Annotated in this window: 13 protein-coding genes and 1 pseudogene; 1 reads left to right on the forward strand and 13 read right to left on the reverse strand. The window is 62.8% G+C overall.

Annotation, left to right across the window (positions count from 1 at the left end):
- Nucleotides 1-222 precede the first annotated feature (222 nt).
- The 5 genes from GNZ21_RS07070 to GNZ21_RS07090 are packed head-to-tail and all read right to left on the reverse strand — an operon-like array spanning nt 223 to nt 5,582.
- Nucleotides 223-870, reverse strand: coding sequence for a TetR/AcrR family transcriptional regulator (locus GNZ21_RS07070; RefSeq protein WP_229659611.1), 648 nt, complete (start codon nt 868-870; stop codon nt 223-225).
- Between the two features lie 48 nt (nt 871-918).
- Nucleotides 919-1,689, reverse strand: coding sequence for an SDR family oxidoreductase (locus GNZ21_RS07075; protein WP_157322780.1), 771 nt, complete (start codon nt 1,687-1,689; stop codon nt 919-921).
- Nucleotides 1,690-1,748: 59 nt separating this feature from the next.
- The gene (locus tag GNZ21_RS07080; protein WP_157322782.1) at nt 1,749-2,816 is read right to left on the reverse strand and encodes an acyl-CoA dehydrogenase family protein; all 1,068 of its coding nucleotides are present in this window, start codon (nt 2,814-2,816) and stop codon (nt 1,749-1,751) included.
- The gene (locus GNZ21_RS07085) at nt 2,813-3,994 is read right to left on the reverse strand and encodes an acyl-CoA dehydrogenase family protein (protein ID WP_229659610.1); all 1,182 of its coding nucleotides are present in this window, start codon (nt 3,992-3,994) and stop codon (nt 2,813-2,815) included. The genes GNZ21_RS07080 and GNZ21_RS07085 overlap by 4 nt, the downstream gene beginning before the upstream one ends.
- Nucleotides 3,987-5,582 (reverse strand): class I adenylate-forming enzyme family protein, encoded by a 1,596-nt coding sequence (locus GNZ21_RS07090; protein WP_157322784.1) that lies wholly within the window; start codon nt 5,580-5,582, stop codon nt 3,987-3,989. Before GNZ21_RS07090 ends, GNZ21_RS07085 begins: the two co-directional genes overlap by 8 nt.
- Before the next feature lie 180 nt (nt 5,583-5,762).
- Between GNZ21_RS07090 and GNZ21_RS07095 the strand changes: the two genes are divergently transcribed.
- Entirely contained in the window at nt 5,763-6,239 is a 477-nt protein-coding gene (locus GNZ21_RS07095) for a MaoC family dehydratase (RefSeq protein WP_138253976.1), read from the forward strand.
- Here GNZ21_RS07095 and GNZ21_RS07100 read toward each other — a convergent pair.
- The 8 genes and pseudogenes from GNZ21_RS07100 to GNZ21_RS07135 form a co-directional block, all read right to left on the reverse strand.
- Complete coding sequence (locus tag GNZ21_RS07100; protein ID WP_157322786.1) at nt 6,217-6,849, reverse strand: HAD family hydrolase; 633 nt, start codon at nt 6,847-6,849, stop codon at nt 6,217-6,219. The genes GNZ21_RS07095 and GNZ21_RS07100 overlap by 23 nt on opposite strands.
- A gap of 18 nt (nt 6,850-6,867) precedes the next feature.
- Nucleotides 6,868-7,623, reverse strand: a complete 756-nt coding sequence (locus GNZ21_RS07105) for an SDR family oxidoreductase (RefSeq protein ID WP_157322788.1) — start codon at nt 7,621-7,623, stop codon at nt 6,868-6,870.
- 75 nt (nt 7,624-7,698) lie between these two features.
- Nucleotides 7,699-8,235 (reverse strand): thioesterase family protein, encoded by a 537-nt coding sequence (locus tag GNZ21_RS07110; RefSeq protein WP_157322790.1) that lies wholly within the window; start codon nt 8,233-8,235, stop codon nt 7,699-7,701.
- Complete coding sequence (locus tag GNZ21_RS07115; RefSeq protein ID WP_157322791.1) at nt 8,232-9,185, reverse strand: NADPH:quinone oxidoreductase family protein; 954 nt, start codon at nt 9,183-9,185, stop codon at nt 8,232-8,234. The genes GNZ21_RS07110 and GNZ21_RS07115 overlap by 4 nt, the downstream gene beginning before the upstream one ends.
- Before the next feature lie 82 nt (nt 9,186-9,267).
- On the reverse strand, nt 9,268-10,356 hold the full coding sequence (locus GNZ21_RS07120; RefSeq protein WP_138253971.1) for a phosphotransferase family protein: 1,089 nt from the start codon (nt 10,354-10,356) through the stop codon (nt 9,268-9,270).
- Between the two features lie 68 nt (nt 10,357-10,424).
- Nucleotides 10,425-11,402, reverse strand: coding sequence for an NAD(P)H-dependent flavin oxidoreductase (locus GNZ21_RS07125; RefSeq protein ID WP_138253970.1), 978 nt, complete (start codon nt 11,400-11,402; stop codon nt 10,425-10,427).
- Nucleotides 11,403-11,435: 33 nt separating this feature from the next.
- A complete protein-coding gene (locus GNZ21_RS07130) occupies nt 11,436-13,157 on the reverse strand; it encodes an AMP-binding protein (protein WP_157322793.1) in 1,722 nt (573 codons plus the stop codon).
- Nucleotides 13,090-13,359 (reverse strand): annotated as a pseudogene (locus GNZ21_RS07135) (IS1380 family transposase); the annotation flags it as partial. The pseudogene GNZ21_RS07135 and the gene GNZ21_RS07130, both read right to left, overlap by 68 nt.

Below are 13,359 nucleotides of genomic sequence, written 5' to 3' on the forward strand. Positions count from 1 at the left end.
AACCCGCCGAGCACGAGCGAAACTCACCGAAATGGCAAGCTAAATCAGAGACGGACCACTAGTCGTTGATGGTCCAGAGCGAGCAGCACATGGAAGAGGTCCTCACAGCTTCCGAACCTCCCCATCGCATGACAGTCCGCGCACTTCGACACGAGTTCAGTCTACGAACTTTATCCTCGGCACCACACTGATCGGGGTCAGATCAGAAGTGGTCGAGACGTCCTAGTCCTCGCGACCGAGCTGATGATCGATGCGCAGCCCGTTGCACCAGATCCGGGTGACCGTATAGAGCAGCTCTTCGAAGGAGTACTCCTTTTCATCCCCCAAGGCGAAGGCGCCGAAAGCCAGTCGGCTGATCATGCCGGACAGCGCCCGGGAAGCCATCATGGGATCCAGTTCGGGATCGGCCAGCCCCCGTTCCTGCAGGTCGGCAATACTCTGGGCATTGCGTTCCACGAAGGTGCGGGCACGTTCCTGGCGCAGCACCATGAATTTGGGGTCGATATTGGCGACCTCTTCCATCAGGCGCATGAGCTTCGCGTTGCGCCGGTAGGCCTCGAGGTAGGCACGGTTGCTGGCTTCGATGACCGCGGCGGGGTCATCGCCTTCCACATGGTCCAGTCCCGGATGGAGCATCTCGTTCTTCGTTGCTTCCATCAGGGCAGCAAAGATCTCTTCCTTGCTGGTGAAATAGGTGTAGAAGGTGCCAGTGGAGCATCCAGCCTCGGCGGTGATATCGGTCAGCCGGGCATCCAGGTAGCCATCGCGTTCAAAGACCACGCGGGCGGCGGCCACCAGTGATCCCCGGGTACGTTCACCCCGCAGGGTCAGCGGTTTCCGGGGCCCCTCCTCGACGGTTTTCTCGTTCACTCCAGTCACGGTAGCAAATGTCACATTATCCGCAGGGCAGACTGAGCCTCAGCGCGCGTATGCAACTCCCCCGTCGACGATCAGAGTCGACCCCAGCACGTAGTCTCCGGCGGCCGAGGCGAGGTAGATCGCCGCACCTGCCATATCCTCGTCCCGGCCGATTCGGGCAGCCGGAATATTGTCCTTGATCTCATCAGCGTGATCCCGAGCCTCAAAGTTCATCTCGCTGGCAAACGCACCCGGGGCGATGGCGCTCATCACGATGCCGTCCTGGGCCAGTCGCACTGCCAGTTTCTTGGTCAGGTGGATCAGGCCGGCCTTGGATGCGTGGTACGAGTAGGTCTCAAGGGGGTTCAGTGAGATCCCGTCAATGGAGGCGATGTTGATGACCTTCGCCGGGTGGTCGCCACTGGCTGCCTGGAGGTCCTTATGCAGGGCCTGGGTGAGGAAGAAGGGCGATTTCAGGTTGATGTTCATCACCTTGTCCCAACCTCCTTCGGGGAACTCCTCAAAGGGTGCACCCCAGGCGGCACCGGCGTTGTTGACCAGGATGTCGAGTTTGCCCTCCCGCTCGCGGAACGCGCTGACCAGGCTGGTCACGCCCTCGGCGGTGGAGAGGTCCGCCGGCAGGGAGATGCATTCACCCCATTGGGACAGCTCCTCAGCGGTCTGGTCGCAGACCTCCGCCTTGCGGGAGCTGATGTAAGTACGCACGCCGCTACGGACATACCCCTCGGCGATCATCTTGCCGATTCCCCGTGACCCACCGGTGACCAGCGCTGTCCGTCCTTCCAGTGAGAAGAGTGCCTTGATATCCATCGTTATCTCCTTATTCGTCATCCTTCAGCTGTGACAGGGTTCAGTCCCCGGGGACCGGCTCAGGTGGTGATATTCACCAGTGGGCCGAGGTCCTGTCGGTGTTTCTCAGGGGTGCCCAAGGCCAGCTGACTGGATTTGGCGCGTTTGAGGTAGAGGTGGACCGGGTACTCCCAGGTCATACCATTACCGCCGTGGAGCTGCACGGCCTCTTCGGCGGCATGAACGGCGACGTCGGAGCAGTAGGTCTGCGCTACGGAGATGGCCACCGCCTTATCGGCGTCGTCATCGGCCAGGGTCGCGGCCGCATACCGGGCGGCCGCCCCAGCCTGGGTGACCTCGAGGTAGAGGTCGGCCAGGCGGTGCTTGATCGCTTGGAAGGAACCAATGGGCCGGGCGAACTGGATGCGGTTCTTCACGTAGTCCACTGTGGTCTCCAAGCAGGAGCGGGCCAGTCCGTACTGTTCGGAGGCTAACAGCGCAGCCCCAGCCTGAAGTCCGGCCTCGACTGCACGATGGGCGTCATCGCCCGTTGCCAGCACTTCCCCGCTTGCCGGAGTCACCGCGGCCAGCGGCCGGGTCATATCGAAGGAGACCAGGGATTCAACAGTGGTCTCGGCGGCCTTGACCAGGTGCAGCTGCACTCCGCCGGCCTCTGCCACCGGGATCAGCAGCAGATCAGCACCCATTGCCCCGGCCACGGGCTTGACCGGCTCCGTTCCCTGTACCGGGGACCAGTGTCCGGGCCGGGCTGACCAGGGCAGCACTAGGGCGGCGGTGGCCTCACCGGCGGCCAGTGCAGCAATATGCTCGCTCTCACCAAGCTCAAGCAGCACCTGCGTGGCAATCACGGAGCTGGTCAGATACGGCACCGGTGCCACTGCGCGGCCGATCTCCTCGAGTACGACAGCGGCTTCCCGGGGCCCTGCCCCCACTCCCCCACGGTCTTCGGGAACCAGAAGCCCCGCCACGCCGAGTTCCTCGGTCAGCGACTGCCAGGCTTTGGCCTCCCATGGTTTGGGCTCATCGTAGATCCCGGTGGTGGAATGCGGATCGAGGTGGCGTTCCATGGCCCCGCGGACGCTTTCACGCAGGGCGTCTTCGATATCGGTGTAGAGCAGATTGGTCATCGCGGCACATCCTTAAAGGGAATTCCCTTATCGAGTCGTTGTTCGGCCGGCAGCCCGAGGACACGTTCGGCCACCACATTGCGCAGGATCTCGCTGGATCCACCTTCCAGGGAGTTTCCTTTAGCCCGCAGATAGCGGAAGCCGACGTCGCGGCCCAGAAAATCCGTGGAGTCCGGGCGATGCATAGTCCAGTCGTCGTAGAGCAGGCCGTGGTCGGGATCGAGCTCAATGGCCAGTCCCGTGATGGCCTGGGCCTGGGTGGCGAAGGCCAGTTTCATGGCTGATCCCTCGGGGCCGGGCTGGCCGACCTCCAGCTGTTGGCGCAGCCGTTCACCGGTCAGCCGGGTGACCTCGGCTTCGATCCACCAGTGCATCAGCTCGTGGTAGGCGGCCTCACTGCGGATGGCGGGGTACTTCCGCCATTTCTCGGCCAGCACCCCAATATGCCCGGCCTCCCGGTCGGCACCGGAGCCGATGGCGACCCGCTCGTTGTTCAGGGTGGTGGTGGCGACCTTCCAGCCCTCGCCGGTCTCACCGACCCTGTCGGCGTCGGGGATTTTGACCCCGTTGAGGAAGACCTCGTTGAACTCGGCTTCACCGGTGATCTGGCGCAGCGGCCGCACCTCAATGCCGGGGTCCTCCATATCGACCAGGAAGTAGGTCATCCCGGCATGTTTGGGGACTTCGATATCGGTCCGGGCCACCAGGATGGCCCGCTTGGCGTGGTGCGCCCCGGAGGTCCAGACCTTCTGGCCGTCCACCGTCCAAGTATCCCCGGAGAGCACGGCCTTTGTGGCCACGGCGGCGAGGTCCGAGCCGGCCCCGGGTTCGCTGAAGAGCTGGCACCAGATCTCCTCGCAGGTGTAGAGCGGACGGAGGTATTTCTCCTGCTGCTCTTTGGTGCCGATGGCCATAATGGTCGGTGCGACCATGCCCAGGCCGATGCCGTTGCGGCTGCGGTCAGGCTCAGGAGCGCCGGCTTCGGCCAGCCAATTGGCCACATCCTCGTTGTACTCCTGGGGCAGCCCGAGCCCGCCGTGGCCCTCGGGGAAGTGCACCCAGGCCAGCCCCGCGTCGAAACGGGCGCCGAGGAACTCGGTGGCGGAGACGGTGGCTGGGTCATAGGTGGCGAGCAGCTCGTCCACCCGTTGTCTCAACATGGTCTTGGGATCAGACACTGGCGTTATCCCCTTTTTCCTGGTGTTGGTTCTGGGTTGCTGACGTTTCTGTCTCGCGGCTGGGCCGGATGCCGTGGGAGGCCAGATCGTCGCGGTTGATGGCGCGTTTGAGGATCTTGCCGGTGGCCCCCTTGGGCAGGGCTTCCACGAAGCGGTAGATCCGCGGAACCTTATAGGCGGAGAGTTCCTTGCCCAGCCATGCCTTCAGTGCGGCGGCGTCCTCCTGGGCACCGGGGCGAAGGGCGACGACGGCGGCCACCTCCTCGCCGAGCCGTTCGTCGGGGACTCCGGCGACGGCGGCCTCCTGTACATCGGGGTGGGTGTAGAGGACCTCCTCGACCTCGCGCGGGTAGACGTTGTAGCCGCCGCGGATGATGAGGTCCTTCTTCCGGTCGACGATGAAGACGAAACCCTCCTCGTCGATCCTTCCGAGGTCTCCGGTGAGGAACCAGCGGCCGTGCCGGGAGCCTGCGGTGGCCTCGGGACGGTTCCAGTACTCCTTCATCACCACGGGACCGTCGATGACGATCTCACCGACCTCGCCTGTGGGCAGTTCGGTGCCATCGGGCCCGATGACGGCGATATCCACCTCGGGCAGGGCTCGGCCGACGCTGCCTTCTCTGCGTTCGCCGCCGGGGACGTTGAAGGTGGCCGCGCCGGTGGTCTCGGTGAGTCCGTAGCCTTCGAGGACTTCACCGCCGAAGCGCTGCTGGAAGGCGCGGGCGACCTCCAGTGGCAGGGCGGCACCGCCGGAGGAGGCCAGTCGCATATGCGAGAAGTCCTCCGGAGTGTAGGGGGATTCTGTGTAGAGCATGGCGTTCCACATGGTCGGGACTCCTGCCAGGCCGGTGAGTTTGTGCTCGACGGCGACTTTGAGGGTCAGCTGGGGGTCGAAGGGCCGGATGACGCTGAAGGATGAACCGGCCGTGTAGACCGAGGACATCACTGAGGCCTGGCCGAAGACGTGGAAGAGCGGCAGGGGTGTGCCCATATGCTCTTCGTCCAGGAGGTCCATCGTGCTGGAGAGGAGTCGGCCGGTGGCCCGGAAGTTCTCGTGGGTCAGCACCGCGCCCTTGGGTTTGCCGGTAGTCCCGGAGGTGTAGAGCAGTGCCGCGGCGTCGTCGGGCTGAACTTCTGCCAGGGTGGCGGGGGCTTCGGCGGTGATCTCATCGAGATCTCCGGGTTGGAGGTTCCACCCCGGGGTGGAGGTTTTGGCTGCTGCCTCATCTAGGGCTTCGGTGGCGAAGGGACCTTCTCGCCAGCCCAGGGCGAGGCTGCAGCCTGCATCCTCGATGAAGTACTCCAGCTCGCGCGGCGCGCAGAGAGGGTTGGCGGTGACCACGGTTGCGCCAAGACCGAGGATGGCGTGATAGGTCAGGACGAATTCTGCGCTGGTCGGCAGCACCAGCAGGACCCGGTCTCCGCGGCTGATGCCACGTTCGGTGAACTGATCCATGACCGAGCTGATACTCAGACGCAGCTGGTCATAGTTCCAGGAGCGCTCCTGGTCTCCGGTGCCCTCACGGAGGGCGGATTTTTCAGGTGTCTGGTCTGCGTGACGCCAAATATTCTCAACGAGGTTAGTCATCTGCTCTCCCCTGGGTGAAAGGTGTGGGGCTCGATGTGGACTGTTGGTGACATTCAATAGATGTGACGTGGATCTCACCTTATACCTAACTTGACGTCAGTTTCAACTGATTTTGTTATTGAACTTGACGTCAGGTTCTCTTACGATGTGTGAGACATATCACCCATCAAGGAGGCCCCCGTGAGCCAGAAGCCCCGTCCCACATCCATTCAGGAACTCAAAGAGCTGCAGGGCGTGGAGCTAGGCCCCACCGCCTGGCACACCCTGACCCAGGAGGACATCAACACTTTCGCCGATGTCACCCATGATCATCAGTGGATCCATGTGGATCCGAAGCGGGCTGCCGAGGGTCCCTTCGGCGGCACTATCGGCCACGGACTGTTCATCCTGTCCCTGGGGCCAGCCTTCACCGAGGAACTGATGGCCTTCGACGGCTTCATGCACAGTCTGAACTACGGCTATAACAAGGTGCGCTTTCCCCATCCGAGCCCCGTGGGCGCCCGGGTGCGGATGCGTTCGACACTCTCCTCAGTGGAGGAGGTCGGCGAAGGGGCCGCCCAGGTGGTCTCGACTCAGGTCTTCGAGGCCGAGGGGATTGAGAAGCCGCTGTGCGTGGCCGAATCCCTGGGCCGGTTCACCGAGCACCCGGCTGGCTGAGCAGACCCTCCAATTCGGTGCGGGTGGCTGCTGCTTGGGTATGCAGCACCCCGGCCATGCCCAGGCGAGCTGCGGAGTCGAGATTATGCTGCAGGTCGTCGACCATCACGGTGTGGCCGGGGTCGGCGCCGAGTTTCTCGCAGGCCAGCTGGTAGGCCTTACGGGATGGTTTGCGGACTCCGATATCGGCGGAGATGGTCACCGCATCAAACATGGAGTCCAGATCGTAGCCGGCGTAGCAGTTGTCCCCGAAGGAGTTCGAGAGCAGCCCGACCGGATAGCCCTGTTCGCGGAGGTCAGCGACCAGCTGCACTGATTCGGGGTCGGTATCCAGTCCGGCCTGGATACGGGTGATTAAACCCTCCGGTTCGACGACGACGCCGTATTCGGCCAGTTCGCGGGCATAGCCTGCTTCGAATTCTGCTGCGCTGATCCGGCCTTCCTCATGGGCGGCCAGCAGCTGGGCGGATTGGGACTGTTTATTGCCCAACAGCTTCAGCGGGAGCTTCTCGTCCCCGAGACCGGCGCCGAATGCCCGGAATGCTTTGAGCAGGCTGGTGGTGATGACCCCGCCGAAGTCGAACAGGACTGCCTGGTATGTCTTCTTCATGGGTTTCCGTTCTCCAGCTCAGTCCCTGGGGCCGCCGGCTGCGTAGATGACCTGTCCGGAGACGAAGCCTGCGCCCTCACTGACCAGGAAGGAGGCCAGGTGGGCGATATCTTCGGGTTTGCCGGAGCGGCCGACCGGAATCTGCGCGGTGGCCGCCTTTTTGAAGTCCTCGAAGTCCATCCCGACCCGGGCCGCAGTCTCTGCAGTCATCTCGGTTTCGATGAAGCCGGGTGCGATGGCATTGGCTGTGACTCCGAATTTGCCCAGTTCCAGGGCCAGAGTCTTGGTGAAGCCCTGCAGGCCGGCCTTGGCGGCGGAATAGTTGACCTGGCCCCGGTTGCCCAGTGCCGAGGTGCTGGAGAGATTGACGATGCGCCCGAAGCCTGCCTGGGTCATATAGGCCTGGCAGGCTCGGCTGACCAGGAAGGATCCGCGCAGGTGGACGTTCACCACCTGGTCCCAATCGGATGCCGACATCTTGAACAGCAGGTTGTCGCGGATGATCCCGGCGTTATTGACCAGCACAGTGGGCTCACCGAGTTTCTCGGCCACGGCAGCGACTGCTGTGGCCACCGATTCCTCATCGGTGACATCGCAGCTGAGCCCGAGGGCTTTGCCGCCTGCTTCAGTGATCTCATCGGCGACTTTGCGGCAGGCCTCCTCCTCGAGGTCCAGAATGGCGACCTGGAGTCCGTCCTGGGCGAAGCGACGGGCGACGGCGGCTCCGATGCCGCGGGCCGCTCCGGTCACAACTGCTGTTCGCTGGGTACTCATCAGAGGTTCTCCTTATACGTGGTTATAGTTCAGCGGAGTGTCGATTCAGCACACACCGATTCAGCACAGTCCGATTCAGTGCAGGCCCATGGAGCCGGAGAGTGGGGCCTCCCAGCTCAGCTGGCGGTGTTTGGTCAGCACGCCATCGACGATTTCGGCGAGATCCGGGTGCCAGCCGGCTGTGCGCCGGGTTTTGAGGTCGACATGGGCTTCGATGAATTCGATGACACTGGCGATCTGTCCGGTCTCCCGGTTGGCCATGAAGCAGATCCCGTGCAGCAGTTTGGAGTTGCGGTCCAGCAGCCGAAAATGGCCGCTGACTTCCTGGCCGATGAGCACCTCGCTGTTGAAGCTCAGGTGCTGCTCCACGGTGAAGGTGCTCAGCTGATGTTGGTTGATGTAGTCGCCGTCGATCCCTAGGTTCTGGAAGCTTTTGTGCAGGATCTTGAAGTGGAAGCCGTAGTGGTGGGTGACGTTGACATGCCCATTGAGGTCTTCCCATTCCGGTGGTGCCGGCATGGTGACCACAGCGCCGAGTTCATCGAGTTCGGCCAGGGTCGGCAAGGTGGGCCGCTGCCTGCGGGCCCGTTTGATCTGGGTTGTTTCACTCATACCGTCAGCAGCACCTTTCCGGTGGCCGATCGCTGTTCGAGAACCTGGATAGCCTCGCTGGCTTTTTCCAGTGGATAGGTCGGTCCCAGCGGTGGGGCCAGTGCCCCGGAGGCCAGATGGGGCTGGAGCTGCTCCCACTGGCCGGGGATGTAGTGGGGCCGGGTGCGGGCATAGGCACCCCAGCCGACGCCGACGACGGAGATATTGTTCAGCAGCAGCCGGTTGACCTTGACCTCGGGGATCTCACCGGCGGTGAATCCAATAACCAGCAGCCGGCCCTGGGCGTCCAGGGCGCGCAGGGAGTCGGTGAACCGGTCGCCGCCGACGGGGTCCAGCACGATATCCACGGAACCGCGTCCGATGGTCTCGAGAAATCCCTCCGGGGAGATGACGCGGTCGGCTCCGGCATTGGTGGCGACTTTGGCCTTCTCCTCCGTGGAGGCCACACCGATGACCTCGCCGGCGCCGAAGGCTTTGGCCACCTGGATGGCTGCGGTGCCGATGCCGCCGGCTGCTCCGTGGACTAGGACCCTTTCGCCTTCGCGGAGGTTACCGCGGTCCAGGAGGGCGAAGTGGACGGTGCAGTAGTTGAACAGGAAGGCGGCACCCTGTTCGAAGCTGACGTTATCGGGCAGTTTGAAGGTCAGGTTGGGGTCAGCGGCGACCTCTTCGGCGAAGCCGCCGAGCAGGCAGAGGGCTGCCACCCGGTCTCCGGGGTTCAGATCAGAGCCTTGCGGGGCGTATTTGACCACTCCGGCGACCTCGGCTCCAGGGGTGAAGGGCAGCTCGGGTTTGACCTGGTAGAGCCCGCGGGTCTGCAGCAGTTCGGGGAAGGCCACGCCGGCGGCTTTGGTCTCGATGATGACCTGTTTGCCTTCTGGGAGGCCGGGGATATCGTTGAGCTCGACGGCTTCAGGACCATTGAGACTTGTGATCTGGATCGCACGCATAGCGTCAGATTATGTGAACTTGACGCCAGATTCAACCCTTGTTCAATTCTTGTCCCGGCCACAGCCCGGCAGCCCCTATCCGCTAGGCACCGGGGATCTTGCGGGCATAGCCCAGCGCACCTTCAAGCAGCCGGGGCACGCCCTGCTCCAGGGATTCGGCGAAGCTGTCACCGGGGCGCTCTCCGCGCAGCCAACGGGTGTACATCGCCTCGCAGAAGATGGCTGATTTCCACAGTGCCAGGGTTTGGTACCAGGGCAGCATGTTCAGATCCAGGGAGGAGTCCGCGGCGTATTCCTCCACGAGCTCGTCCCGGGTATGGAATCCGGGTTCGGCGGTGATGGGACTGGCTGCCAGCACATTTCCTTCACCGACCTGGGAGTAGGTGGCGGTGAGGTAGCCGAGGTCGGAGAGGGGGTCACCGAGGGTGGCCATCTCCCAGTCCAGCACCGCGGCGATGCGGGGCTGACCACCGGCAGGCACGGCGCCCTCGTACATCACATTGCCCAATCGGTAGTCACCGTGGATGACAGCGTGCTGCTGAGTGGCCGGGAGATTCTTATGCAAGGTCTCGGCGAGCTCCGCCACCAGCGGGATCTCGCGCTGGGTATTGATCGGCCAGAGTTTCGCGAAGCGTTCGACCTGCCGCTTCAGGTAACCCTCGGGTTTACCCAGGGCACCGATTTCTGGCTGGCTGACATCCACGGTGTGCAGTTTCTGCAGGACCTGGACCAGTTCTGCAGTGAGTCCGCGGCGGGTTTCGGCGTCGTCGAACTGGCTGGGCACGGAGTCGGTGATGACCTCTCCGCCGATGTAGTCCATCAGGTAGAAGGGGACACCGAGGAGGCCTTCCTCCGCGCAGACCGCCCGGATCTCCGGGACGGGGAAGCCCTGGCCGCGCAGGGCCTGTTGGACCCTGGCTTCGCGGACCATGTCATGGGTGGATTTCGGCAGCGGGGGCCGCGGGCCGCGGCGCAGCACGAGGTCCACCCCGCTGCGGCGGATGCGATAGGTGATATTGGATCGACCATCCCCGATGCGGTCCACGGTCAGCTCACCGCTGCCGAGTCCCTGCTGGTCGAGGTATTTCTCCACCTCGTCGAGGATCAGCAGCGGGGGCATGCTGAGGCTGCGGGCCTCTTCGGCAGTCTGGACGATTTCAGCGCTTGTCATAGTGCCTTGCCTTTCCGTCGGATGACCGCAATCACCTTTAACTTGAATCTAGTTTCAGGTAATTCATATCACACAGGCAGCGATGCCAGCGCCTCCCCGGTCCACACCGGAACCTGCCGGGCAGCACGGTATTCGGCCACCAACCGCTCGACGACGGCGCTGACCGTGGTGACCTCCTTGATGGAACCGATACCCTGACCGGCGCCCCAGATGTCCTTCCATGCTTTGGTCCCGCCGCTGCCGAAGTTCATACTGCTGGGATCGGAGCCCTCAAGACTGTCGGGATCCAGGCCGGCGGCTTCGATGCTGGCCCGCAGATAGTTGCCGGGGACTCCGGTAAAGTGGCTGGAGTAGACGATATCGGCGGAGCTTCCCTCTACCAGCATCTGCTTATAGGCGGGTACGGCATTGGCCTCCTCGGTGGCTATGAAGGCTGAACCGACATAGGCCATATCTGCTCCGGCAATCTGGGCGGCCAGGATGGAGCGGCCGTCTGCGATGGCCCCGGAGAGCAGCAGCGGCCCGGTGAACCATTCGCGGATCTCGCGCAGCAGGGCGAAGGGTGAGGTGGTTCCGGCATGCCCACCCGCCCCAGCGGCTACGGCGATGAGCCCATCGGCGCCCTTTTCGATGGCCTTATGGGCGAAGCGGTTATTGATCACATCGTGGAGGACGATGCCCCCATAGGAGTGAACGGCCTCATTGACCTCCTCGCGGGCACCCAGGGAGGTGATGACGATGGGCACCTCATAGTCCACACAGGCCTGGAGGTCTTCTTCGAGCCGGTCATTGGAGCGGTGGACGATCTGGTTGACCGCAAAGGGCGCGGGGGTGTTTCCCTGTGCCCGGGATGCCTCCAGGCCCTCAGTGAGCTCAGCCAGCCACTCCCGCAGCAGGGAGGCTGGCCTGGCATTCAGGGCGGGGAATGACCCGATGACGCCGGCGGCACACTGGGCAGCGACAAGCTGGGGTCCGGAGACGATGAAAAGCGGCGAAGCCACCACGGGCAGGGCCAGCGGCCCGGAAAGCGCGGGGGGCAGTGACATTGTGATACTCCTCTTGAAGCCGAATCCGCGAACTCATCGAGAGACCATCTCGAGGAGCTCACCTTTCCGCACTTTTCCGGTCGCGGTCATTGGCAGTGACTCCACTACGTGCACTATTGGCACCTTATAGGTAGCCATGTTCTCCTTCGCCCATTGTTCAAGCTCGGTGGCAGTCACGGTGCCAGAACTGCGGAGTTGGACGAAGGCCACCGGCCTCTGTCCAGTCTCCAGGTCTTCAGCAGGAACCACTGCTACAGACTCCACCTCGGAGTGCTGGGCTAGGAGCATTTCGATCTCGGCAGGGAAAACACTCATTCCCTTTACCTTGATCATCTCTTTGCGGCGCCCCAGATAGTGCAGGAATCCCTCAGAGTCGATACGTCCGTTGTCACCGGTATGGACCCAGCCATCAACAAGTTGTTCCTTGGTTGCCTCTGGATTACGCCAATAACCGTCTGTGACAGAGGGGCTCCGAACGATGATCTCTCCCACCTCGTCTAAAGGGAGCGGCTTTTGAGTTCCGAACTCCACAACAGCAATATCCGTTCCTGGTACCGGCAGGCCACAGAAAACTGGTTCCGCACGCAGGTCTTTGTCATCCGTGGCGAATCCGTAGGGAACGCTGTCGATGGTGTGTGTTTCTGTCATCCCGTAAGCGGCCTCCCGCAAGGTGCCACTCGAAGGAGCTGCCGCGGCCCAGTCTGCCCGGACCTCCGGCGTCATCTTTCTCACGAAGGACACGGCTTGGGGATCGACCAGCGAAGCAAGGTCACGGTCACCAATGTCGGGACGTTCCATCAACTCAAGGTAGTTCTCCACTGTCCCAATCATGATTCGGACACCGTATGTCTCGATCGAATCAAGCACAGCCCCTGCATCCCATCTTCTAAGCAAGACGCTGGTGCCACCAAGCACTATGGGGAAGAGAATCCCCAGGTCTTCGCCAGCAATCCAGAAGATGGGGAGGTAACACAGGCTGGTGAAACCGGGAGTGGAATCCAATCCGGAAGCTGCGGCACCGCTGACTGCGGTGTAAAGCATATGACGCTGCGAATGCTGGCACCCTTTGGGCAGGCCCGTGGTGCCTCCGGTGTAGTTCAGGGCGGCCAGGCTCTCGAGGTCCCCGTCATCGGATGTGTACGGCTCGTGGCGGAGGGCTTTTTGCCACGCATCTGCCTCGGCGAGTACCGGAATCGGACTGTTCAGTTCGGGTTGAACCTGCTCTACAGCCGGGGCCAGGGCCTCCTGGGTGAGCACTAGTTTCGGGTCACTGTCCCGCAGTTCATGGGTGAGCTCTGCGGAGGCGAACATCGGATTCACTGGAACATGTACAGCTCCCAAGCGGAGGATCGCAAGGAAGGCAATGATGAACTCCGGACAGTTGCCCAGAAAGGCTGCTACCCGGTCCCCAGGAGATACGCCCTGATCGGATAGCCAACCGGCGAACCGACGGTGCAGCGAATCCAGTTCGGCGTAGGTGTAGTTTCGCCCCTCAAATGCGATGGCAATCTCATCTGGTCGCTCTAGCCTCCTTCTTTCACGGGGCGCCGCTGAGGAGTTCTGAGGGCATGCTCGCGGGTGAATCGCTGAGAATGCGCATGAGGGCGCGGCTGTGGCCCGAGGGTGCCGTCTCGGGCGGCCGTTTCTCCGAAATTTCCTTAAGTCGTTGGGGCAGGTGGGCGGGTCGTCAGGTGAAGGCGTCGCGGATGGCGGTGTAGCCGTGGGCGACCTCGTTGGCCCATCTCCAGCCGACATCGACGCGTAGTCGTATCTGGCGTGCTCCGCGGGTGATGCGGGCTGCGGTGTGCAGGATCATGTACCGGAACGCAGCAATCTCTGCCCGGCCAATGCTGGGGTGGTCTTTGTAGGCGATGAGCTTTGTCCAGGTGATCAGGTCGTTGGCGATCATCACCACCTGCAGCCACGCGTGGTTCTCCGCGAACCCTTCGGCGGGGAA

This window comes from Nesterenkonia alkaliphila (assembly GCF_009758175.1).
GTDB lineage: Bacteria > Actinomycetota > Actinomycetes > Actinomycetales > Micrococcaceae > Nesterenkonia > Nesterenkonia alkaliphila.

Coding starts and splice junctions, on each gene's coding strand:
- GNZ21_RS07080 (WP_157322782.1), bottom strand. CDS start 2,816: ATGACCAATCTGCTCTACACCGATATCGAAGACGCCCTGCGTGAAAGC.
- GNZ21_RS07090 (WP_157322784.1), bottom strand. CDS start 5,582: ATGACTAACCTCGTTGAGAATATTTGGCGTCACGCAGACCAGACACCT.
- GNZ21_RS07115 (WP_157322791.1), bottom strand. CDS start 9,185: ATGCGTGCGATCCAGATCACAAGTCTCAATGGTCCTGAAGCCGTCGAG.
- GNZ21_RS07100 (WP_157322786.1), bottom strand. CDS start 6,849: ATGAAGAAGACATACCAGGCAGTCCTGTTCGACTTCGGCGGGGTCATC.
- GNZ21_RS07130 (WP_157322793.1), bottom strand. CDS start 13,157: ATGTCGGCTGGAGATGGGCCAACGAGGTCGCCCACGGCTACACCGCCA.
- GNZ21_RS07105 (WP_157322788.1), bottom strand. CDS start 7,623: ATGAGTACCCAGCGAACAGCAGTTGTGACCGGAGCGGCCCGCGGCATC.
- GNZ21_RS07125 (WP_138253970.1), bottom strand. CDS start 11,402: ATGTCACTGCCCCCCGCGCTTTCCGGGCCGCTGGCCCTGCCCGTGGTG.
- GNZ21_RS07120 (WP_138253971.1), bottom strand. CDS start 10,356: ATGACAAGCGCTGAAATCGTCCAGACTGCCGAAGAGGCCCGCAGCCTC.
- GNZ21_RS07075 (WP_157322780.1), bottom strand. CDS start 1,689: ATGGATATCAAGGCACTCTTCTCACTGGAAGGACGGACAGCGCTGGTC.
- GNZ21_RS07110 (WP_157322790.1), bottom strand. CDS start 8,235: ATGAGTGAAACAACCCAGATCAAACGGGCCCGCAGGCAGCGGCCCACC.